20 protein-coding genes are annotated in these 21991 nt (G+C 44.8%); 6 read left to right on the top strand and 14 right to left on the bottom strand.

Annotation, left to right across the window (positions count from 1 at the left end):
- Window positions 1-16: 16 nt before the first annotated feature.
- A complete protein-coding gene (locus NL626_RS13625; protein WP_031779037.1) occupies window positions 17-1708 on the top strand; it encodes an AMP-binding protein in 1692 nt (563 codons plus the stop codon).
- A gap of 68 nt (window positions 1709-1776) precedes the next feature.
- Here the strand turns inward: NL626_RS13625 and NL626_RS13620 are convergent, their stop codons facing one another.
- The gene (locus NL626_RS13620; RefSeq protein ID WP_224721253.1) at window positions 1777-1977 is read right to left on the bottom strand and encodes a DUF1127 domain-containing protein; all 201 of its coding nucleotides are present in this window, start codon (window positions 1975-1977) and stop codon (window positions 1777-1779) included.
- 106 nt (window positions 1978-2083) lie between these two features.
- Here NL626_RS13620 and NL626_RS13615 point away from each other — a divergent pair, with 106 nt between their 5' ends.
- The gene (locus NL626_RS13615) at window positions 2084-3031 is read left to right on the top strand and encodes a LysR substrate-binding domain-containing protein (RefSeq protein WP_213871655.1); all 948 of its coding nucleotides are present in this window, start codon (window positions 2084-2086) and stop codon (window positions 3029-3031) included.
- Window positions 3032-3127: 96 nt separating this feature from the next.
- Here the strand turns inward: NL626_RS13615 and fusA are convergent, their stop codons facing one another.
- Together fusA and radA are read right to left on the bottom strand one after the other, a co-directional pair.
- A complete protein-coding gene (gene fusA, locus NL626_RS13610) occupies window positions 3128-5218 on the bottom strand; it encodes an elongation factor G (RefSeq protein ID WP_005386444.1) in 2091 nt (696 codons plus the stop codon).
- Window positions 5219-5433: 215 nt separating this feature from the next.
- Complete coding sequence (gene radA / locus NL626_RS13605) at window positions 5434-6813, bottom strand: DNA repair protein RadA (protein WP_005386443.1); 1380 nt, start codon at window positions 6811-6813, stop codon at window positions 5434-5436.
- A 136-nt stretch (window positions 6814-6949) separates the two neighbouring features.
- Between radA and NL626_RS13600 the strand changes: the two genes are divergently transcribed.
- Window positions 6950-9298, top strand: coding sequence for a PilZ domain-containing protein (locus tag NL626_RS13600; RefSeq protein WP_017635880.1), 2349 nt, complete (start codon window positions 6950-6952; stop codon window positions 9296-9298).
- Window positions 9299-9361: 63 nt separating this feature from the next.
- Here NL626_RS13600 and serB read toward each other — a convergent pair whose 3' ends face one another.
- Window positions 9362-10342, bottom strand: coding sequence for a phosphoserine phosphatase (gene serB, locus NL626_RS13595; protein WP_005386439.1), 981 nt, complete (start codon window positions 10340-10342; stop codon window positions 9362-9364).
- Between the two features lie 91 nt (window positions 10343-10433).
- On the opposite strand from serB, the gene NL626_RS13590 reads away from it, so the two are divergent.
- On the top strand, window positions 10434-11039 hold the full coding sequence (locus NL626_RS13590; RefSeq protein WP_005391677.1) for a YtjB family periplasmic protein: 606 nt from the start codon (window positions 10434-10436) through the stop codon (window positions 11037-11039).
- A 95-nt stretch (window positions 11040-11134) separates the two neighbouring features.
- Here the strand turns inward: NL626_RS13590 and deoD are convergent, their stop codons facing one another.
- From deoD to deoC, 4 genes are all read right to left on the bottom strand, one after another.
- Entirely contained in the window at window positions 11135-11854 is a 720-nt protein-coding gene (gene deoD, locus NL626_RS13585; protein WP_005380140.1) for a purine-nucleoside phosphorylase, read from the bottom strand.
- A 143-nt stretch (window positions 11855-11997) separates the two neighbouring features.
- Entirely contained in the window at window positions 11998-13218 is a 1221-nt protein-coding gene (locus tag NL626_RS13580) for a phosphopentomutase (protein WP_253657444.1), read from the bottom strand.
- Window positions 13219-13286: 68 nt separating this feature from the next.
- Entirely contained in the window at window positions 13287-14615 is a 1329-nt protein-coding gene (deoA, locus tag NL626_RS13575) for a thymidine phosphorylase (RefSeq protein WP_005380134.1), read from the bottom strand.
- Between the two features lie 97 nt (window positions 14616-14712).
- Window positions 14713-15489 carry a deoxyribose-phosphate aldolase gene (deoC, locus tag NL626_RS13570; RefSeq protein ID WP_005380133.1) on the bottom strand — a complete coding sequence of 259 codons (777 nt, stop codon included), beginning with the start codon at window positions 15487-15489 and terminating at the stop codon, window positions 14713-14715.
- Window positions 15490-15579: 90 nt separating this feature from the next.
- On the opposite strand from deoC, the gene NL626_RS22970 reads away from it, so the two are divergent.
- Window positions 15580-15714 carry a hypothetical protein gene (locus NL626_RS22970; protein ID WP_005391675.1) on the top strand — a complete coding sequence of 45 codons (135 nt, stop codon included), beginning with the start codon at window positions 15580-15582 and terminating at the stop codon, window positions 15712-15714.
- A 358-nt stretch (window positions 15715-16072) separates the two neighbouring features.
- On the opposite strand, the gene NL626_RS13565 is transcribed toward NL626_RS22970, so the two are convergent.
- The 6 genes from NL626_RS13565 to NL626_RS13540 form a co-directional block, all read right to left on the bottom strand.
- The gene (locus NL626_RS13565) at window positions 16073-17356 is read right to left on the bottom strand and encodes a NupC/NupG family nucleoside CNT transporter (protein WP_005380131.1); all 1284 of its coding nucleotides are present in this window, start codon (window positions 17354-17356) and stop codon (window positions 16073-16075) included.
- Between the two features lie 204 nt (window positions 17357-17560).
- Complete coding sequence (locus NL626_RS13560) at window positions 17561-18334, bottom strand: TatD family hydrolase (protein ID WP_213968920.1); 774 nt, start codon at window positions 18332-18334, stop codon at window positions 17561-17563.
- Window positions 18321-18518, bottom strand: a complete 198-nt coding sequence (locus NL626_RS13555; protein ID WP_017635884.1) for a DUF5363 family protein — start codon at window positions 18516-18518, stop codon at window positions 18321-18323. The genes NL626_RS13560 and NL626_RS13555 overlap by 14 nt, the downstream gene beginning before the upstream one ends.
- A 94-nt stretch (window positions 18519-18612) precedes the next feature.
- Complete coding sequence (gene prfC / locus NL626_RS13550; protein ID WP_005380123.1) at window positions 18613-20202, bottom strand: peptide chain release factor 3; 1590 nt, start codon at window positions 20200-20202, stop codon at window positions 18613-18615.
- A 285-nt stretch (window positions 20203-20487) separates the two neighbouring features.
- Entirely contained in the window at window positions 20488-20943 is a 456-nt protein-coding gene (rimI, locus tag NL626_RS13545; RefSeq protein WP_206954571.1) for a ribosomal protein S18-alanine N-acetyltransferase, read from the bottom strand.
- A 12-nt stretch (window positions 20944-20955) separates the two neighbouring features.
- Complete coding sequence (locus NL626_RS13540; RefSeq protein WP_053306748.1) at window positions 20956-21354, bottom strand: DNA polymerase III subunit psi; 399 nt, start codon at window positions 21352-21354, stop codon at window positions 20956-20958.
- 159 nt (window positions 21355-21513) lie between these two features.
- Between NL626_RS13540 and NL626_RS13535 the strand changes: the two genes are divergently transcribed.
- Window positions 21514-21960 (top strand): hypothetical protein, encoded by a 447-nt coding sequence (locus NL626_RS13535; protein WP_253657443.1) that lies wholly within the window; start codon window positions 21514-21516, stop codon window positions 21958-21960.
- Window positions 21961-21991: the final 31 nt, after the last annotated feature.

The following is a 21991-nucleotide window of genomic DNA, read 5'->3' as shown; positions in this document are numbered from 1 at the left end:
CATGGAGTCACTTAAAATGAATCAGCCGAATCTAAATAGCGCTGCTGGTTGCGCTCTCCCACCACCAAATGAAATGATCCTCAAATGGGCTCAAGAGCGTCCAAATGAGGTCTACCTAAAACAAATTATTAACCGACAGTTTGTTGAGTACACATTCTCTGATGTTGCAGATCAAGCCTTAAAACTTGTCAGCGCACTACGCTCGCTTGGTGTAAAGCCTGGCGACAAAGTCGCGTTAGTATCTAAAAACTGTGCAGAATGGTTTATTTGCGATCTTGCTATGATGCTTGGTGACTATGTCAGTGTGCCAATCTTTCCTACCGCCGGTGCAGACACCATCGAATACTGTGTGACTCATAGTGAAAGTAAAGCGATCATTGGCGGAAAACTCGATGATCCCAAAGCAACTCAGCAAGTCATTGATGCTATGCCTGAACTCATTAGCATCGCTCTACCTTATGACACGGCACCTAAGTGTAAGCACGAATACCAAGCGCTCATTGCTGATGCAGTGCCAAGTGAAGAGCGTCCGCAGCATTACGATGACAAGCTAATGTCGTTGGTGTATACCTCAGGCACATCAGGGTTACCGAAAGGCGCGATGCTAACTTACGGCGCATTCAGTTGGTCTGTTCAGCAACTTATCAATCATATTGGTATCCAAGAAAACGACCGATTGTTCTCTTATTTACCGCTCGCTCATATTACAGAGCGTGTTTATATCTTCGGTTCATCGATTATGGGTGGCGTGCCAACAGCATTTCCAGAATCACTGGACACTTTTATCGAAGATGTGAAGATGCACCGACCAACTCTGTTTATCTCCGTCCCACGATTATGGACGCTATTCCAGCAACGTATTCAAGACAAACTTCCACAGAAGAAGCTCAATATTCTGTTGAAAATCCCATTCGTCAATTCTTTGATCAAGAAAAAGCTAGCAGATGGTCTAGGTTTAGATCAGGCTCGAGTATTAGGCTGTGGCTCCGCACCTGTATCGCCAGCGCTGTTGGAATGGTACCACTCAGTGGGCCTTGATATCACAGAGGCTTGGGGGATGACGGAATCATTTGCCTACAGCACGCTCAACTACCCATTTAGAGCTGACAAAATCGGTAGTGTCGGTAATGCAGGGCCAGGCATTGAGTTAAAAATCGCAGCTGATGATGAAATCATGGTGCGTGGCAAAGGGCTATTTTCTGGCTACTACAAAAATGACATTGCCACCCAAGAGTCTTTTGATTCAGAGGGCTGGCTACACACAGGCGATATCGGCGCTATCGACTCAGATGGTTATCTAACGATTCAAGGCCGTAAAAAAGATAACTTCAAAACCGCCAAAGGTAAATTTGTCTCTCCGGTTCCTATCGAGAAAAAGCTTTTCGAGTACAGTCGCGTAGAGATGATGTGTCTCATCGGTTTAGGGCTACCCGCTCCGATTCTTTTGGTTGTGCCACATGACTTCCCTAACTTTGATCGAGAGCGATACGCACGTACCACACGTAAAGTTATTGCCAGGATGAATCAAGAACTCGCCTCTCATGAGCAAATCAAAGGTGTGTTAATGATTAAAGAACCTTGGAGTATAGAAAATGGCGTACTGACGCCAACGCTTAAAATTAAACGTCATGTGCTCGAACAAAAGTATCATGAGATAGGCCACAATTGGCCAAAAGATGAATTGGTCGTGTGGGAAGAAGACTTGTAATTTTGCTTGCACTCCTCAACACCATTGGGGAGTGCAACTTAACTTTGAGCTTGAATCAAACTCATAGACTACTCTCTCCAGAATGGCTTACTCACTTCACAACTAATCTCCCTTTCACCTAATCCAATATCGTCCCAAAGGTGCTTTGGTAACTCTCTCAAGTGACGACGTGTCTTATAGTTCCTTCTCCAAGCCGCCAGTTTAGAATAAATTAACTGTAACCCGCTCTGATGGGCAGTAGGTATAGTACGCTCACAAGTGTGTGTCATGTTTTCCATTTCAAAGATCCCTATACAATGTTGACCACTTAATAATCAGCGACTACGCTGATATCCTCAAACGATAGAATCTGCCATAGAGTTAAGGAAAACTAATGTGAAAGATCGAATGCCTCCCTTACAGGGCTTGTATTACTTTTTCGTTGCAGCAAAGGAAGGAAGCTTTAAAACGGCAGCAAAAGAACTGTTTGTTACGCCAGCGGCCATTAGTCAGCAAATTCGTCATTTAGAAGAGTTCTTAGGCACGGACCTATTTGTTCGTCAGCACAGAAAAATCGTGCTCACACCTGAGGGAGAGCTACTGTTTACTCAGGCAGAAAGAGGGTTTGCTCATTTGCAGCAAGGGGTTAGATTAGTCAATCAAGATCCAAACCCGAACCACCTTTCGATATCAACACTCCCCTCTTTCGCTCATCATTGGTTGGTCCCGAAAATTACGGCTTTTCGCCAGCGTCACCCTGATATCGCCTTGCTATTAGAACCAACCAATGATTTGGTGTCTTTTCAAGATAGCCAGATAGATTTATGTGTTCGTTACGGTTTAGGAAAATATCCCAATTTAGAATCACAATGGCTGATGGACGAAGCTTTTTATCCTGCTTGTCATCCGGTGTATCAGAAAGAGCACGGGATCTATAACATCGAGGATTTAAGCAAAGCTGAGCTGATTGAAGATGTTTGGCCTGATCTTGATTGGAATATGTGGTTAGCAGCCTTGGGTCACAGCGCAGCAAAGCCTACCTTAAAATACAGTGGATCACATCTCGTGCTTGAGGCTGCACTATCACTTCAAGGCGTCGCATTGGTAAAACACAGTTTAGCTCATCAATATTTTCGTTCTGGCAAATTGGTCCGAATTGGAGATATCGCTATCAAGCCCAACTTTGCGTATTACTTGTGTGCGCCAAAAGGCTACTTAAAAAGACCTAAAGCTCAATTGTTTGCGCAATGGTTGAAGGAAGAAATAGAAATATTTGAAAAGTCAGTGGTACCAGACTTTAAGACCATTGACCTAAAAGGCAACAGTACTAGAACGGCATCATAACAATCATCAAAACAAACACGCTCTGCGTATAAGACTGCTAGATACAAAAAGCCCCGCACTAAGCGGGGCTTTCAAGTTATAGAGTTAACTTAAGAATTACTTCTTAGCGTTACGCTCTTTAACGTCAGCAATTACTTGCTCTGCAACGTTTGTTGGACATGGTGCGTAGTGTGAGAACTCCATAGAGAACTGACCACGACCAGAAGTCATAGTACGTAGAGTACCGATGTAACCAAACATTTCTGATAGAGGTACATCACCCTTGATACGTACGCCAGTAGACGCTGCTTGTTGGTCTTTGATCATACCACGACGACGGTTAAGGTCACCGATTACGTCACCAACGTGATCTTCTGGAGTGAACACGTCAACTTTCATGATTGGCTCAAGAAGTTGCGCGCCAGCTTTAGGCATAGACTGACGGAATGCACCTTTCGCTGCGATTTCGTAAGCGATAGCTGAAGAGTCAACTGCGTGGAAACCACCGTCGAATAGTTCAACTTCAACGTCTAGAGTAGGGAAGCCAGCTAGAACACCGTGCTCCATCATTGACGCAAAGCCTTTCTCAACTGCAGGCCAGAATTCTTTAGGTACGTTACCACCAACAACTGTAGATTTGAACGTGAAGCCAGAGTTTGGCTCACCTGGTTTGATGCGGTAGTCGATCTTACCGAACTGACCAGAACCACCAGACTGTTTCTTGTGCGTGTAGCTATCTTCGATTGCTTGAGTGATAGTTTCACGGTAAGCAACCTGTGGAGCACCAACTTCTAGCTCAACGCCGTAAGTACGCTTAAGGATATCTACCTTGATGTCTAGGTGAAGTTCACCCATACCTTTCAGGATAGTTTCGCCTGAATCTTCATCAGTCTCAACTTGGAATGATGGATCTTCTGCAACCATTTTACCGATCGCGATACCCATCTTCTCAGAACCGCCTTTATCTTTAGGCTTAACTGCGATAGAGATTACTGGATCTGGGAAGATCATTGGCTCAAGAGTACATTCGTGCTTAGGATCACATAGAGTGTGACCAGTTTGAACGTTCTTCATACCAACTACAGCGATGATGTCACCAGCTTGTGCTGAATCGATCTCGTTACGCTCGTCCGCGTGCATCTCAACCATACGGCCGATACGCTCTGTTTTACCAGTTGCAGAGTTAAGGATTGTGTCACCTTTCTTCATCTTACCAGAGTAGATGCGGATAAAGGTTAGAGCACCGAAGCGGTCATCCATAATCTTAAATGCAAGAGCACGTAGTGGCTCGTCTGCAGATACAGTCGCAACTTCACCAGTTGGCTCACCAGTCTCTGAATCAGTTAGAGGCTGTGGATCAACTTCTGTTGGAGATGGTAGGTAATCAATTACCGCGTCAAGAATAAGTTGGATACCTTTGTTCTTGTACGCTGAACCACAGTAAGTTGGGAAGAATGCTAGATCACGAGTACCTTTACGGATACAACGTTTGATGTCTTCTAGAGATGGCTCTTCGCCTTCTTCTAGGTAAGCCATCATTAGATCTTCGTCTTGCTCTAGAGCAGTTTCGATTAGCATTTCACGGTATTCAGCAGCTTTCTCTACCATGTCTGCTGGAATATCTTGAACTTCGTAGTTCTCTGGTTGGCCAGACTCATCCCATACGTAAGCTTGTTGGCTTAGTACGTCTACAACACCTACGAAATCTTCTTCGATACCGATAGGTAGAGTCATAACTAGAGGTGTAGCACCTAGTACGTTCTGTACTTGATCTACAACTTTGTAGAAATCTGCGCCCATACGGTCTAGTTTGTTAACGAAGATCAGACGTGATACGTGTGATTCGTCAGCGTAACGCCAGTTAGTTTCTGACTGAGGCTCAACACCACCAGAACCACAGAATACACCGATACCACCGTCAAGTACTTTTAGAGAACGGTAAACTTCGATAGTGAAGTCAACGTGTCCAGGAGTATCGATGATGTTTAGACGGTGATCGTTCCAGAAACAAGTTGTTGCTGCAGACTGGATTGTGATACCACGCTCAGCTTCCTGCTCCATGAAGTCAGTAGTAGTTGAACCGTCGTGAGTGTCACCGATCTTATGGATCTTACCAGTTAGCTTTAGGATACGCTCTGTAGAGGTAGTTTTACCCGCGTCTACGTGAGCAAAAATACCAATGTTTCTGTATTTTGATAAATCAGTCATTGTCTTACTCTGTTAATAAGGTATAAAGTGCGCGCAGAGTATATCACATTCTGTCAATACTGATACCCTTGCGTGCGGATGGAAGAAAAAAAATTTTAACGTGAAATTTCCGTCCCCAAAGCATAGTCAAACACAGCAATTTATGTACTTTATTCGCATTTTATTGAGGACGGATAGAACAGTTTGTGATTGCACAAATACCATTCTTATGAGCATTACAGCTCGTCAAAAGCCTCTATAGCTTCCGACAATTTCTTAACGCCGTGAATTTGCATGCCAGGGATGCCACCTTTCGGCATGTTGGCTGCTGGCACAATGGCTTTCTTGAAACCATGTTTGAACGCTTCATTCAAACGCTCTTGCCCACTTGGCACTGGACGGATTTCGCCCGCAAGCCCTACCTCACCAAAAATCACCACATCTTTAGGGAGTGGACGGTCACGAAAACTCGATAAAAGCGCCATAACTAAAGCAAGATCAGCGCTCGTCTCCGTCACCTTAACACCGCCAACCACATTAACAAAGACATCTTGGTCTGCCATTTGTAAGCCACCATGCTTATGCAACACAGCGAGCAAAAGTGATAGGCGGTTCTGCTCCAAGCCGACCGCAACACGACGAGGGTTGGCTAACTGCGAGTAATCCACCAGCGCTTGAATCTCTACTAGCAGAGGGCGCGTACCTTCCCAAACCACCATGACGGAAGAGCCTGATGTTTCTTCTTCACCACGAGAAAGGAAGATCGCTGATGGGTTACTCACTTCCTTCAATCCTTGGCCTGTCATTGCAAATACACCAAGCTCATTCACAGCGCCAAAACGGTTTTTATGACTACGCAAAGTGCGGAATCGGCTATCCGTTCCACCATCGAGTAGTACCGAACAGTCGATAATGTGTTCAAGAACTTTGGGGCCCGCAAGGGTACCATCTTTTGTTACGTGACCAACAATAAATACCGCAACATTATTCTGTTTTGCGTATCGTGTCAGAGCCGTCGCAGATTCACGTACCTGAGCAACACTGCCAGGCGACGATTGAACATCAGAAACGTGCATCACCTGAATCGAGTCTATTACCATTATACGAGGCTGCTCTTTTTCGGCGATTTGGCAAATTTTGTCGACGTTCGTTTCCGATAGCATTTTTAAATGATCTTTCGGCAAGCCCAATCGGGAAGCACGCATTGCCACCTGCTGTAATGACTCTTCACCGGTTACGTAAAGCGTTGGCATTTGCGCAGATAAACTACACATGGTTTGCAACAGAAGGGTTGATTTACCTGCGCCAGGGTTACCGCCAATCAAAATTGCGGCACCTGGCACAACACCACCACCCAACACGCGGTCAAGCTCTTTAAACCCACTGGTGAAGCGAGGTACTTCTTGCAGATCAATTTCGGATAGCGTTTGAACCGTAGCTTCTGTTGCGGAACCAGCGTAGCCGCTTAAGCGTTCATTGCGAGCAACGGTTGGCGATGCAGCGATACGTACTTCTGTTATCGTATTCCATGCACCACATGCGTTACACTGCCCCTGCCAACGGGGAAAGTCCGCGCCACAATCATTACAAACATACGCTCGTTTTGCTTTCGCCATGATGCCTCAATTTTTTCTACAAATGTGACTAAGCACAGCCAAGTCAGACCTGAACTGAAATGAACTATTGATATACTTAAGTATTACTTCGCTTAGCCGATACAATTTAAAGTAACGACATACTCTAACAGAAATAATGCAGCAATCTGAAATTCTCTCGCTCGCAGAACGACTCATTCCCGTTTACGGTACGAATGACTTTGACTTTGTCCTTGGCCAACTGACCGAGGAAGAGCCGCCTTCGGCCAAAATTTTGGTTAAAATGGAACTTAACCGCTTAATGGCTCCATGCAAAAAAAGCATTGATTTGCGAGGTCGCGTTCAAGGCGAATGTCGCGAGTATATTTTGGATGGTATTCCACATTGGTTGGATGATGTTGCTTTCAACGCTTACCATAAAAACATCAAAAAGTTTGGCTGCTACACGGAAGGAATGTGGGAAGCATTGGTCAACACGCGAAATAACTTTCGCGTAATGAGCAAGCGCCTTACTCAGCAAAAAACGCAATCGTTAACGGATCCTAAAAGCCCGTTCTTAGCAGAACCCGTTCACCTAGGCTACGATTTAAAGCGCCAAGAAAAACGCTTGAAAGTCCAATCTCAAGTTGAAATTTGCCGTTCTAAAGGACAGCTTCTTCATGGATTAAGCATTGATTTATCTAGCTCTGGCGCAAAGTTCAAAGTCCCGAGCGCATTTAAATATAACCTTGGGGAAATTATTCAGGTCACGTTTACTGAATTTGCCAGCAAATCTAACGTTGCAGGTATAGAGAAACCGCTTGCATACCGCATACTCGCGGTTGATGACTGTTACGAAAATGACTCAGTTCGATACCTCAGAACCATACGCTTAACTGATACCAATGTCGTCACCAGAGTGATAGATGAAGCGCTCAACAGTGCTGCTAAAAGGGCTCGTCACGACAATCAAGACAAGATTATTCGAGCTCGAACTCGCGGTTATGAGCACATCGCACTAAAGCACACTAGCAGCTTGCCTCTATTCTTTGATGGTAGTGACCTAAAATTAGCAATGTTAACGCCAAACAATCAAAAGCTTTGGCAATACTGGCACGATGAGAGAAACCAGCAAATGTTTGGTTCCTTATTCAACGAGCAACGCATCGCGTCACTCATTAAGCCTGGTGTTAAAGGAACAACCAATGTCCTTTATTCATTTACTCACGAGCACGAGAATCGAACCTATTTCTATTCGATGTTTCGCCCAGAAGCAACTCGCGAACAGCGCCAGCTATTTTGGCATTTAGGTGGCAAACGAGAGAGTTGGCGCGCCTTTAGAATTTCAATCTTTGAACTATCAGAGCAAGAACAGGAAGACCTAGCAGCATTCTCTCCAGAGTTGGCAGAAACGTCTCAATCACTGACTCATATTGGTATTTTGCAAGAAATTGCTGACGAAAAGTCAGGGCAGGATTACCTGCTAACTGAAAAGCCGCGCTTACCCGCTAATACATTAAACGCGTTTCGCCATCCGAGAAGAGTTATCGGCAATCCAAAGGGCATTTATTTTGATGCAAAGTCTCGTCGAAAAGAGCCTCGTTATCGTTTTAAAACACCTTTAGAGTTGTACTCAGGACAGACTAAAACAGGCGGCAGTACTGTTGACCTTTCCAAACGAGGACTCGGAATTAGGCTAAGTGAGCCCACAATGTTACGTTCTGGGCAAGAGGTAAGAATCAACTTTCGAGAATTACAACTCTACGATAAAAAATTGCCGTTAATGTCGGTGCCATACCGAGTAATTCGTGTAAGCCCAGACGGTTGTAGCGTGCAGCTAGTTATTGATGAAAGCAGCCAAACCATGAAGGTAATCGCTTTTTTCAACAGCATTATCGAGCACAATCAAGACAAGCTAATCCCGCAAAAAGAGACGCTACCAAGTAATGCTCTACTTGAAAGGCTACACTGCATGTTGCTCTCGCGTACGCTGAGCACGCCCATTTTTATCAGTAAGAGTACGTCATCTTCAATCAAAACCCCCGTTATCGGGGTGAACTTGCCGCTACCTAAACACATTGAGCTTTTTGCCCGTCTTGGGCATGACCAACTGTTGTCACTTGAACCTATCTTTAAAGGCCGGACAAGCACATTAATCGCAGAGCCAATAAAACGTGTAGAAGGTGCTCAAGCCAGACATCAGGATATCTACATAAGCGCCGCAAAAGTAGGCAATAAAATTACAGGCATTGAGTCAAAGCTTCATCAAGAGTTCAACAGCGTAAAAGAGCGGATTCAATTTATAAAGAAAGCGCGAATGATGGGTGACTTTTACGTGCTTCGCCTTTCTACTGCACCAATTTTCGATCCGATGACATCATTACTGCAACAAGATTTAAGTGACTTAACCCAATTTGGTGTACATCAAGCGAGCAAGTTAGAAAAAGAGTTGACGGCGCTCGTTGGTTACAGTGAATTTGAAGACATTACTGAAGAGGTTGTAATTAGATTGGAGTTAACCGAGTAAATTCAAAGTCATACCAAATTGAAAAAAAACACCGCCTTTCTGGCGGTGTTTTTGAATGGATGGTTAAGGTTTAGCTTTCCAGCTAACCTTTTGCTGCTTCACCAATGCGCCAGATAAAATACAGAGCACACCGCCCAACCCAGCAAAGCGAATCGCAGATTGCGCTTGAGCTTCCACTTTTGGTTTTGCGTGATACGCAATCCCTAATCCTGCCACCGACATCATCACAAGATCATTAGCGCCATCACCGACAGCAACCGTGTTGTGCTGCTCAATTTCATATTCATCCGCCAATTCCACTAGAATGTCAGACTTCATCTGCGCCGTTACCACATCGCCAAGTACGTTACCCGTGAGTTTGCCGTCAATAATTTCTAATTGATTGGAACGAGCAAAATCTAGGTCGACTTTATCTTTGATGTAATCAGAGAAGTAAGTAAAACCACCGGAAGCAATCGCTGTTTTCCAGCCCAAGGCTTTCAACGTCGCAATTAGCGCTTCAAAGTCCGGCATGAATGGTAACTGGGAACGAACTTGTTCAAGAATTGATTCATCGGCACCTTTGAGCTTACCAACTCGCTGACGTAAACTTTGCTCAAAATCCAGCTCACCTTGCATGGCACGTTCAGTGACTTCAGCGACCTCATCCCCTACTCCTGCCAGTTTCGCGATTTCATCAATACACTCTATCTGGATCGCCGTTGAATCCATATCAAATACAATCAACCCTTGGGTTGATAGATCGGGCACTTCATTAAGCGAGGCGTAATCTAGGTTGAGACTTTGTAAGATCGTTTCATGTTGAGGAGTTAATTCTCCGGCCATCAGGGCTACTTCATATTGGCCAACTTTCCACGTTTCTAGTATCGGGTTGTAAAAGCCGGTGAAGAAATCAATGTCTTCGAAGTGACTTGGCGAAAGGTACTCAGCAAATACGATCCAGTTTGCTTTTGCTTTATCTAATTGGGAGGCAAATCGAGTCTCGGGTAATCGTTTTAAAAGTGTCGTATGTTTTCTGATAGGCAAGCTTTTTGACGCGTCCATGTATATAATCCCTTATGACTTTGCTAAAACGTTACCTCAACAAACTAAAAAGGCAAGTCTTTGTTTTATTTTAAATGGATGAGTAAAGAGCATGAGTGAATCTTTGTTCTCAGTAAGGAATGCCCTAAGAATTCTGGCACTAATCCTACTGTGTGTGATGTTGTTTATCACAATAAAAAACAGTGTTGTGATCAGTAAGGGTAATGAGAAAATTCAAGCACAACAGCTTGAAACACTCACCAAAGTTTTGATTTCACAGGCGTCTCTTTCTGCCAGTGAGATGATTTTAACTAAAGATCAAGAACGATTACTTCAGCTAACAAACCAACTAGCACAAGACCGTTTAGTGTTTGATGCAACAATCTACGATGCACAGGGTGTACGTTTAGCGTCTAGTGAAGAGGCATTATCGGTACGCGAAGTTCTTGGCCTAGATACGCCTTTGGCAACAGCTTCCATTGGTCGCCAGCAGTTGGTTGAACCAGTTTTTGCAGATGGTGCGCTTATCGGTTTTGTTCGCGTGACCTTTGAGACGGGCCGGGTGACGGCTATTTCTGACCACCACTATCGCAAGAGCGATCGTTATATGTACATGATGGTCTTAATGAGCTTTGTCTGTGGTATGTTGTTCATCTTGATTTTACGTCGACAACCGATACGTCGTAAAAAAGCGCCAAACCTGCTGCTAACCAAGTAACTAGGTAGCGCTAACAACTCATATAAAAACAGCCCGCAATGTGCGGGCTGTTTTTTTAGCTCTTGAGAGCGAAAAATAGAATGACTCTTCGTCGCTTACTCTTCGTCACCAAGCAATACTGAATCTAGTGCGATTAGCATCATGTCGTTGAATGTCGTTTGACGCTCGTCAGATGTAGTCTGTTCGCCAGTCTTGATATGATCAGAAACCGTACAGATTGTCAGAGCTTTTGCACCGTATTCTGCCGCAACACCGTAAATACCAGCAGCTTCCATTTCAACACCAACAATGCCGTACTTGTCCATTACATCGAACATTTCTGGATCTGGCGTGTAGAAAAGCTCTGCTGAGAATAGGTTACCAACTTTAACGTCAATACCGCGAGCTTTTGCAGCGTCTTCTGCCGCACGAACCATGTTGTAGTCTGCGATTGCCGCGAAGTCATGACCTTTAAAGCGGATACGGTTCACTTTAGAGTCAGTACATGCACCCATGCCGATCACAACATCACGCACTTTGATGTCTTCATTCACTGCGCCACAGCTGCCAACACGGATGATTTTCTTCACGCCGAAGTCTTTGATTAGTTCAGTTGCGTAAATCGAGCATGATGGGATACCCATACCGTGGCCCATTACCGAGATCTTACGGCCTTTGTATGTGCCTGTGTAACCAAACATATTACGAACGTCACACACTTGAACGACATCTTCAAGGAAAGTCTCTGCGATGTATTTGGCACGTAGTGGATCGCCAGGCATCAGTACGACGTCTGCAAATGCACCCATTTCAGCATTGATATGTGGAGTTGCCATTTTCTTTTCCTTAACCTTTCTCTAGCGCTCCGCGCTTAAGGCGATATAAGCCAGAGTATTATCATTTCCGACAAGCAGCATTTACATACTGCAAACATAAAACTAGGAGCAATCAAGCTCCTAGTTTTCAAAAACCTAACTAATTATAGGAAGTTCTTACCGTAATCCATTGGAGAAGTACCGAAGTAACTTGCCAATGTTTGACCGATATCTGCGAATGTTTCGCGGCGGCCAAGAGAACCAGCTGGTACTTTTTGACCATAAACCAATACTGGGATGTGCTCACGAGTATGGTCAGTGCCTGGCCATGTTGGGTCACAGCCGTGGTCTGCCGTTAGGATAAGCACATCGTCTTCTTCCATAATCTCTAGCACTTCGTTGATACGACCATCGAAGTACTCAAGTGCCGCTGCGTAACCCGCTACGTCACGACGGTGACCGTAAGCTGAGTCGAAGTCTACAAAGTTAGTGAATACGATCGTGTTGTCGCCCGCTTCTTTGATTTGCTCTAGCGTTGCTTCGAACAATGCAGGGATACCTGTCGCTTTCACTTTCTTAGTGATACCGCTGTTTGCGTAGATATCAGCAATCTTACCAATAGAAACCACGTTGCCTTGCTTCTCTTCAACAAGTTTCTGTAGAACCGTTGCTGATGGTGGCTCAACAGAAAGGTCACGACGGTTACCGGTACGCTCAAATTGACCTTTACCAGCACCAACAAATGGACGCGCGATAACACGACCAATGTTGTAATCTTCTAGCTCTTCACGTGCGATTTGGCAAAGCTCTAGTAGACGGTCTAGACCGAAAGTCTCTTCGTGACATGCGATTTGGAATACAGAGTCAGCAGAAGTGTAGAAGATTGGTTTGCCAGTCTTCATGTGCTCTTCACCAAGATCGTCAAGAACTTGAGTACCAGATGCGTGGCAGTTACCCAGGAAACCGTCAAGACCTGCACGCTCAAGAATGCGGTCAGTCAATTCTTTCGGGAAGCTGTTTGCTTTGTCAGTGAAGTAACCCCAGTCAAACAGAACAGGAACACCTGCGATTTCCCAGTGACCAGACGGCGTGTCTTTACCTGAAGAAAGCTCTGCTGCATGACCGTATGCACCAATAATTTCAGCGTCTGCGTCTAGTCCAGGTGCGAAGCGACCTGTCGATTCTTTATGCGCCATTGCCAAACCAAGTTTCGATAGATTTGGAAGGCGAAGTGCACCTTGGCGATTGTCGTTATCTGCTAAGCCTTTTTCACATTGGTCAGCGATGTGACCTAGTGTGTCTGAACCTACATCACCAAATTCTTTAGCATCGGCAGTTGCACCGATACCGAATGAGTCTAGTACTAAAATAAATGCTCTTTTCATTGCTCGTTCCTTAGGCCCACTCGGCTTTTTATTATGGTTGAGTAGGCCTTGTGTAATTACTTGTTCTATTAGATATCTTCTGCACGAATTTGGCGGTAAACCTCTGGAGTTGGTGTGTATTCACCACCTACTTTGATTGCACTGCGCAGTGCTTTTGCCGCTTCTTCCCATTGCTCTTCAGTGCGAGCGTGGATGACCGCAAGAGGTTTATCACTGTCTGCGACCTCACCTAGGCGGATGAACTCGTCGAAACCAACTGCGTAGTCGATTTCATCAGTAGCAACTCGACGACCACCACCCATAGCAACCACAGCCATGCCGATAGCACGTGTATCCATTGCAGAGACAATGCCCGTTTCTGTTGCGTAAACTGGCTTGATGATTTCTGCTTTTTCTAAGTAGTTGTCGTAGTTTTCTACGAAGTCTGCTGGGCCGCCTAAGCCGGCAACCATCTTGCCGAAGCACTCAGCCGCTTTGCCGTTATCCAGCACTTCCATCAGTTTTGCGCGTGCGTCTTCTGTGTTCTCAGCAAGCTTGCCAAGTACTAACATTTCAGCACATGAAGCCATGGTCACTTCAAGTAGACGAGGGTTACGGTATTCACCCGTTAAGAAACGAACCGCTTCACGAACTTCCACTGCGTTACCCGCTGAAGACGCCAATACTTGGTTCATGTCCGTAAGAATTGCCGTAGTCTTAGTGCCAGCACCGTTTGCTACCGCAACGATTGATTTTGCTAGCTCTTCAGACGCTTCGTAAGTTGGCATAAATGCACCTGAACCCACTTTTACGTCCATCACTAGCGATTCCAGACCCGCCGCCAGTTTCTTAGAAAGGATCGACGCCGTAATCAGGGAGATATTGTCTACCGTTGCGGTAATATCACGAGTCGCGTAAACACGCTTATCCGCAGGAGCAAGGTCACCAGTTTGACCGATGATCGCCACACCAGCGTCTTTGGTTACTTGACCAAAAACATCGTTGCTCGGCGTAATGTTGTAACCAGGGATAGATTCAAGTTTATCCAGCGTACCGCCTGTATGACCAAGACCGCGGCCAGAGATCATAGGTACGAAACCGCCACACGCTGCCACCATTGGGCCAAGCATTAAAGAAGTTACGTCACCCACACCACCGGTTGAGTGTTTGTCGACAATTGGACCACCGAAGTTCATGTGGCTCCAGTCGATAACCATGCCCGAATCACGCATTGCACACGTTAAGGCGATGCGCTCATCCATGGTCATTTCATTAAAGAAAATCGTCATAGCAAACGCCGCAATCTGACCTTCAGATACCGTGTTGTTCGCTACGCCTTGAATAAAGAAGTTGATTTCGTCGGCGGTTAGGACTTCGCCGTCACGTTTTTTACGAATGATTTCTTGTGGTAAATACATTAGTGCCTCCCAAGCTCTTTTGAGCCATGGTTGTAGTAGGATAGAAGAGGTTTGGTAGCACCCGTTTAGGTGCTACCGTTCAGACGCATTATTGGAATTAGTACGCTGTTGGATCAGCGACGTCGTCCGATACTTCTAATGTATTTAGTAGGTTGGTTAGCAGGCTAGACGCACCAAAACGGTAGTGACGAGCATCAACCCAGTTGTCACCTAGGATTTCGTCAGCCATTGCTAGGTATGCTGCTGCGTCTTCAGCAGTGCGCACACCACCTGCTGGTTTGAAACCAACAGTTTCTGCAACACCCATGTCGCGAATAACTTCAAGCATCATGCGAGCGTATTCTGGTGTTGCGTTTACTGGCACTTTACCAGTTGAAGTTTTAATGAAGTCAGCACCTGCTTCAATACAGATTTGAGATGCTTTCTTGATTAGTGCTTCTTCTTTTAGTTCACCTGTTTCGATGATCACTTTAAGAAGAATGTCACCACAAGCTTCTTTACATTGCTTAACTAGTTCGAAGCCTACTTTCTCATCACCCGCCATTAGCGCGCGGTAAGGAAAAACTACGTCAACTTCGTCTGCACCGTAAGCAACCGCCGCTTTTGTTTCAGCAACTGCGATTTCAATGTCGTCGTTACCATGTGGGAAGTTCGTTACTGTTGCAATACGAACCTCTGGCGTACCTTGCTCACGAAGTGTCTTCTTAGCAATAGGAATAAAGCGAGGGTAAATACAAATTGCAGCTGTGTTGCCTACTGCTGTTTTCGCGTCATGACATAGTGAGATCACTTTTGCATCAGTGTCATCATCATTCAACGTAGTTAGGTCCATAAGTTTAAGTGCACGTAGCGCTGCTGCTTTTAAATCGCTCATTTCTATCTCCGATCAATATTCAAAAAATTCACTACTCAGCCTTACATCACGTCTTTAACTATAATCAACAAGTCGAGACAATGTGAGTAAATGGCTAAACAGTCTATTAATGAACGGACTTGGTTCCCTGAAGACTCGGCATATACAGCGAAAATTTATCATATGCCAATTGCTATCCTTGTCACCGCACAGTACCAGTTTGGCCTATGGCACAACAATCTATGATTGCGGTGTCTTTAATATCACATCACAAAGCAAAACGCCTATTAGATCTGATATTGCAGGGCAATTCATTTGCCCATCGATTATGTAATATTCATTACGTGATTAAGAATCAAGCTTAACCACTATCCTGTGATTAATACATTATAGAGTTTCACCGCAAAACTGTAGCACCAAATGGAGCGCAAACGGTTTGTATCTCAAAATTTCCTAGCCCCTATTCCATTGACTGCGTAATACCTCGACTAAGGCAAACACCCGATGAAATTTTGGAGCCCGAAAAACGAAAAATGCCCCGCAGCAATCTCTTGCTACAGGGCATGATGTAAAACGGCGTCTATATATTAAGAACCGATTCTAATTATAGTGCTGCAAGGCTTAAGCAGAAGCCTGCAATTGTCGCTGCCATAAGGTTAGACAACGTACCTGCAAGAACTGCTTTAACACCCATGCGAGCGATGTCACTACGACGGTTTGGTGCAAGGCTACCTAGACCACCAAGTAGAATCGCAATAGAAGAAAGGTTCGCGAAACCACATAGTGCGAATGAGATGATAGCTGTTGTCTTCTCAGACATTACTTCACCAGTTGCCGCGATTACTTGAGCGTTTTCACCTAGGTATGGTGTGAAGTTCAAGTAAGCAACGAATTCGTTCACTACGATTTTCTGACCAATGAATGAACCAGCTGTTACAGCTTCTGCCCATGGAACACCGATTAGGAATGCTAGTGGAGAGAACGCGTAACCTAGAATTAGCTCTAGTGTTAGTTCTGGCATGCCGAACCAACCACCGATGCCACCTAGCATACCGTTGATTAGCGCGATTAGACCAACGAATGCGATTAGCATTGCACCTACGTTAAGCGCAAGTTGTAGACCAGAAGCCGCACCGCCCGCAGCTGCGTCGATTACGTTAACTGGTTTGTCGTCACCGCCGTCCATCGCTTCTTCGATACTTTCGTGAGGCTGGTCAGTCTCAGGGTGAAGGATTTTAGCGAACAGTAGACCACCTGGTGCTGCCATGAATGATGCCGCAACTAGGTACTCTAGTGGAACACCCATAGATGCGTAACCAGCTAGTACACCACCAGCAACAGAAGCTAGACCACCACACATTACCGCGAATAGCTCTGATTGAGTCATTTTTGGAACGAATGGACGAACAACTAGAGGTGCCTCAGTTTGACCTACGAAGATGTTAGCTGCAGCTGACATTGATTCCGCACGCGAAGTGCCTAGCGCTTTTTGTAGTGCGCCACCAAGAATCTTGATAACCCATTGCATAACGCCAATGTAGTAAAGAACTGAAATCAGTGCAGAGAAGAAGATCAGTGTAGGAAGAACACGGAATGCGAAGATGAAACCGCCGCCGCCGAATACTTCGAACATCTTGTCAGAAACAAGACCACCGAACAGGAATGATGAACCATCGTTACCGTAGTTGATAACGTTAGAAACACCTGAAGAGAAACCGTTTAGTAGATCACGGCCCCAAGGTACATACAGAACAAATGCACCTAATGCGAATTGGATAGCGAATGCGCCACCCACAGTTCTAAAGTTGATAGCTTTTCGGTTGTTAGAAAATGCTACTGCAATCGCAAGAAGCACTACCATACCGATTAGGCTCATAAACAGGCTCATAGTTTATGACTTCCTTATAAGTTATTTATTGGCGTGTTACAAAATGGAGCTATAAAGCGGGGGCAATTATACTCATGCAGAATCAATTAAAGTAATGCCAGCCTCACACTTTCCTATAAGATTCATGATTGATTCAACCAGCTTTGTGAGTTAATTCACAATAAGCAGGAAAACGTTTTCGATTTCAAACCACATCTTTAGATTTTATTCACATATCGAGAAAGCAAAATTGCTATTTTTCCACAGTTGAGAGGCAATCGATTGCTTTCGGCCGTTATGCAACTCTACGAGCTCATTAAAGACGTGAATGAGTTTGGCTGGGTGATTTGACTCCCCTTGATATCCAAGTATAGGCATATCTGGTGCGTCTGTTTCGATTACTAGGTTTTCGAGTGGTAATTTTTGAATTGCGTCGCGTGTTTTCTTGGCTCTTGGGTAGGTAATCGTTCCTCCTACACCGATAAAAAAACCTAATTTGACCCACTCCATGGCTTGCTGATAACTCCCAGAAAAAGCGTGTAGCACACCACCTCTAGGGAGATTCGCCGATTTCACCATTTGAATGAGGCGATTGTGCGCTTTTCGGCTATGTAAAATAACTGGGAGTTCGAAGCGTCTAGCCAGCTCAAATTGAACTTCAAGTATCTTTTCTTGCAACTGTGGATAAACATCAATGGCAAAATCTAAACCACACTCTCCTATTGCTACGCACTGTGGTCCTTTTTGATTTAGATAGCCTTCTAGCTCTGTAAGGTGCTGCTCAACGTTATCTTCAATAAAATACGGATGAAAGCCGAGCGCATAATACAAATTGGCATGTTGCTCTGCCAAAGTTTGAATACGAGCCCAGTTTTGCGGACCGACGGAAGGAATCAAAATTCTTGCGACGCCTTGCGTTTGAGCAAGCTCAAGTTGATGCGCAAAGTCATCTTGAAACACATCAAAATCAAAGTGGCAGTGCGTATCAAAGAGCTTCATCTTGACGCTTTTTATCTGTATCTGCGGGCAGAAAATCAGGAGATCGTTGGGCTTCACTCTTCTCTTCAGTTTGGTGGGCAGGGTCTTTTCGATATGGGACGCAACTGCGTTTCTGGTCGGGGGTTAACCCCATTTCTTTACACCAATTGTCGTAACGCTTTAGCCCACGTTTAAACCAGTTCATATCTTATCCTTATATAAAAACGCCCTTGGCTAAGTTTATAGCCAAGGGCGTTTTAAAATCTAGTTTGCGTTAAGGCTTACCCTAACCGCGCAAATTAGTGCTCGCGCGTCGCACGGAAATCAACGTCAGGGAAACGCTCTTTCGCTAAGTTTAAGTTAACCATTGTTGGAGCGATATACGTTAGGTTATCACCACCATCCAATGCTAAGTTCGCTTGATTCTTGCGTTGGAACTCATCCAGTTTCTTCGCATCACCACACTCAACCCAACGCGCAGTTGCAACGTTAATGCCTTCATAAATCGCTTCAACGTTATACTCAGACTTCAAACGAGCCACAACAACATCAAACTGAAGTACACCAACGGCACCAACGATCAGATCGTTGTTCTGTAGAGGACGGAATACCTGTACCGCACCTTCTTCTGATAGCTGAACCAAACCTTTGAGAAGCTGCTTCTGCTTTAGTGGATCTTTCAGGCGAATACGACGGAATAGTTCCGGAGCGAAGTTCGGAATACCAGAGAACTTCAGTGATTCACCTTGCGTAAAGGTATCACCAATCTGAATAGTGCCGTGGTTGTGTAGACCAATGATGTCACCGGCGTAAGCGTGTTCTGCACGTGCACGGTCACCAGCCATAAAGGTTACTGCATCAGAGATACTCACTTGCTTGCCAAGACGAACGTGGTTCATCTTCATACCTTGCGTGTAAGTGCCCGATACAATACGCATGAATGCGATACGGTCGCGGTGTTTTGGGTCCATGTTCGCTTGGATCTTAAATACGAAACCAGAGAACTTCTCTTCAGTCGCTTCAACTTCACGTTCAACCGCTTGACGAGTTTTCGGCGCTGGAGCCCATTCAGTTAGACCGTCTAGCATATGATCCACACCAAAGTTACCTAATGCAGTACCGAAGTAAACTGGCGTAAGATCACCGGTTAGGAACATTTCCAAATCAAACTCAGGGCAAGCACCCATGACAAGCTCAAGCTCTTCTCGAACACTTTCCGCAAGGCCTGCACCAACTTTTTCATCAAGCTCTGGGTTATCGAGACCTTTGATGATTCGAACTTCTTGAATCTCATGACCGTGACCTGATTCGTATAAAATCGTTTCATCACGGTGAATGTGGTACACGCCTTTAAATTCTTTACCACAGCCGATTGGCCATGTAATTGGCGCACACATCATGCCCAACTCGTTTTCTACCTCGTCCAATACTTCCATTGGATCACGAACGTCACGGTCAAGTTTGTTCATGAAGGTTACGATTGGCGTGTCACGCAGACGCGTTACTTCCATCAGCTTACGTGTACGATCCTCGACACCTTTCGCCGCATCGATAACCATCAAACACGAGTCTACTGCCGTTAACGTACGGTATGTATCTTCCGAGAAGTCTTCGTGTCCAGGCGTATCAAGTAGGTTTACCAGACAGTCATTGTAAGGGAACTGCATTACAGAAGTGGTTACCGAGATACCACGTTCTTTTTCCATTTCCATCCAGTCTGATTTTGCGTGCTGTGCGTTACCACGACCTTTAACCGTACCTGCTTTTTGGATCGCGTTTCCGAATAAAAGGACTTTTTCAGTAATGGTGGTTTTACCCGCATCCGGGTGAGAAATAATAGCGAACGTTCTGCGCTTAGACACTTCGCCTAAAAAAAGGGGATTTGACATTAGTTAATCTTCTAAATTACTTTCATGCTCACAAAATAGGCAAGCATATCTACTATTCGATATTGTGCGGTATTCTCGCTTATTATCGCTGTGCTAGCAAACTGGAAAGACATGAACTGAATTTACTCGGCTCACCAGCCTTTACCTGCAACTAACAAGGGAAAGCCAGCGCCACACAAAGAGATGTAAAAATTCAAAAAATTGTTATTACATATTCAAAAGCCTCGAATCCGGATACGCATTTAAAGCATAAGTGTTGATGAGGTAATTAGTAACGGCCTAAAACTAACTCAAAAATAAGTAACTCATGATAATGGCGTCTTCCTTACCATTTCCCGATTTAGCTGGGTAATAGTTGTAACGACGGTCCACTTCATTAAAACCTGCTTGCTCATAAATATGGATAGCTGGGTGATTACTTTCACGCACTTCTAACCAAGCACTCTCTGCTTTGGCTTGTTCACAGTGTTCAATAAACGCGTCCAGCAATTTTTGCCCTAGCCCTCTGCCCTGTTGAGAAGGCGCTACTGCAATATTTAATAGTGTCACTTCTCCAACAATATTCTGTCCATAGAAGTAACCAACCACTTGAGAGCCTTCCAGCATCACATGATGGCAAGCACCGCGACTGGATAAGTCACGAACCAAAGATTCGGCCCAAGGGTGAGAATGTGCTTGCTGCTCGATTTGCAAAACTTGGTCGAGGTGCTCTGCACGCATCGGCGTAATTTCAATTGTCACGCATTAGCTCCGTTAAGAGTACGAACAGATTTGTTGCCACAATGCGCGGCGCTGTTCGTTATTACCATCAATATCTTGTAATAGTGGCGAGATCAGGTGCTTTGCCTTGATGCTTTTATCAGCCTCACAGCCTGCAAACCACACCCACTCTAGCTGATGTTCACCCAGCATGGATAAGCGCTCAGGCTCTAGGTGCAGCGCATCATCAAGCGTGAGCTTAATGCTTTTTAATACGCGCTCAAACATCAATGCCGTCTCGTTTTCTGGACATATTGGCGATACCAATAGGAGTTTACATGAACTTTGCAAATCCAATAATGGCGATTGATAGCCTTCCAGTCTTTCAGGGTGTACCAGCTCCCATGTGCTGATCCCCATTTCACGTAAATACTGTTTCTCGTTAATTGACATTTTCCGTCACCTATTTGAACGAGGGCAATCCTATCAAATTATCGCGATTATACCTAAAGGACTTCAAGGAACACCTGAACACAATGAGATGATTTGGATATTCCTGAACATAGCGTTTTGCCAACGGCCACACATTGGGTATGACATATAAGGTACATTATGAAATTCTTAAATACGCTACTACTTTGCACACTGGTAGCCGCCACCAGCATGAGTGTTTTTGCTAATAACAGCGATGAGTGGGAGCTGATTGCAACGAAAACCGTTAACTTTCATACAGAAACAGATACCGTGACACCAAATAGCCTATTCCGAAACCGAAGCTTCAGTAAAATAAAACTAAAGTGTGTGCAAGGAACGGTAGACATTGATGGTTTAAAAGTCGTCATGACAGATGGTAGTGAGAAAGAGCTTTCCTCTATGGGCGTACTAACAAGCGGATTGTCGACTCGTGCCTGGAGCCTTCCAGGTACAAAAGAAGCCAAGCTAAAACAGATTGAAATGACTTACAGTAGCTGGGGAAGCACAAAACTCAGCCTGCTAGGGGTAAGTAAAAAAGCGAAAATAGAGGTCTGGGGCAAAAAGAAAAGTAACCAGTCATCGTAACCTCCCTATCTCAGTTTTCAGTGAATAAGAA

This window comes from Vibrio sp. Y58_MX_L22, assembly GCF_024181865.1.
In the GTDB taxonomy this organism is placed as follows: Bacteria; Pseudomonadota; Gammaproteobacteria; order Enterobacterales; family Vibrionaceae; genus Vibrio; species Vibrio alginolyticus.
This window is presented reverse-complemented; position numbering and strand designations above follow the sequence as displayed.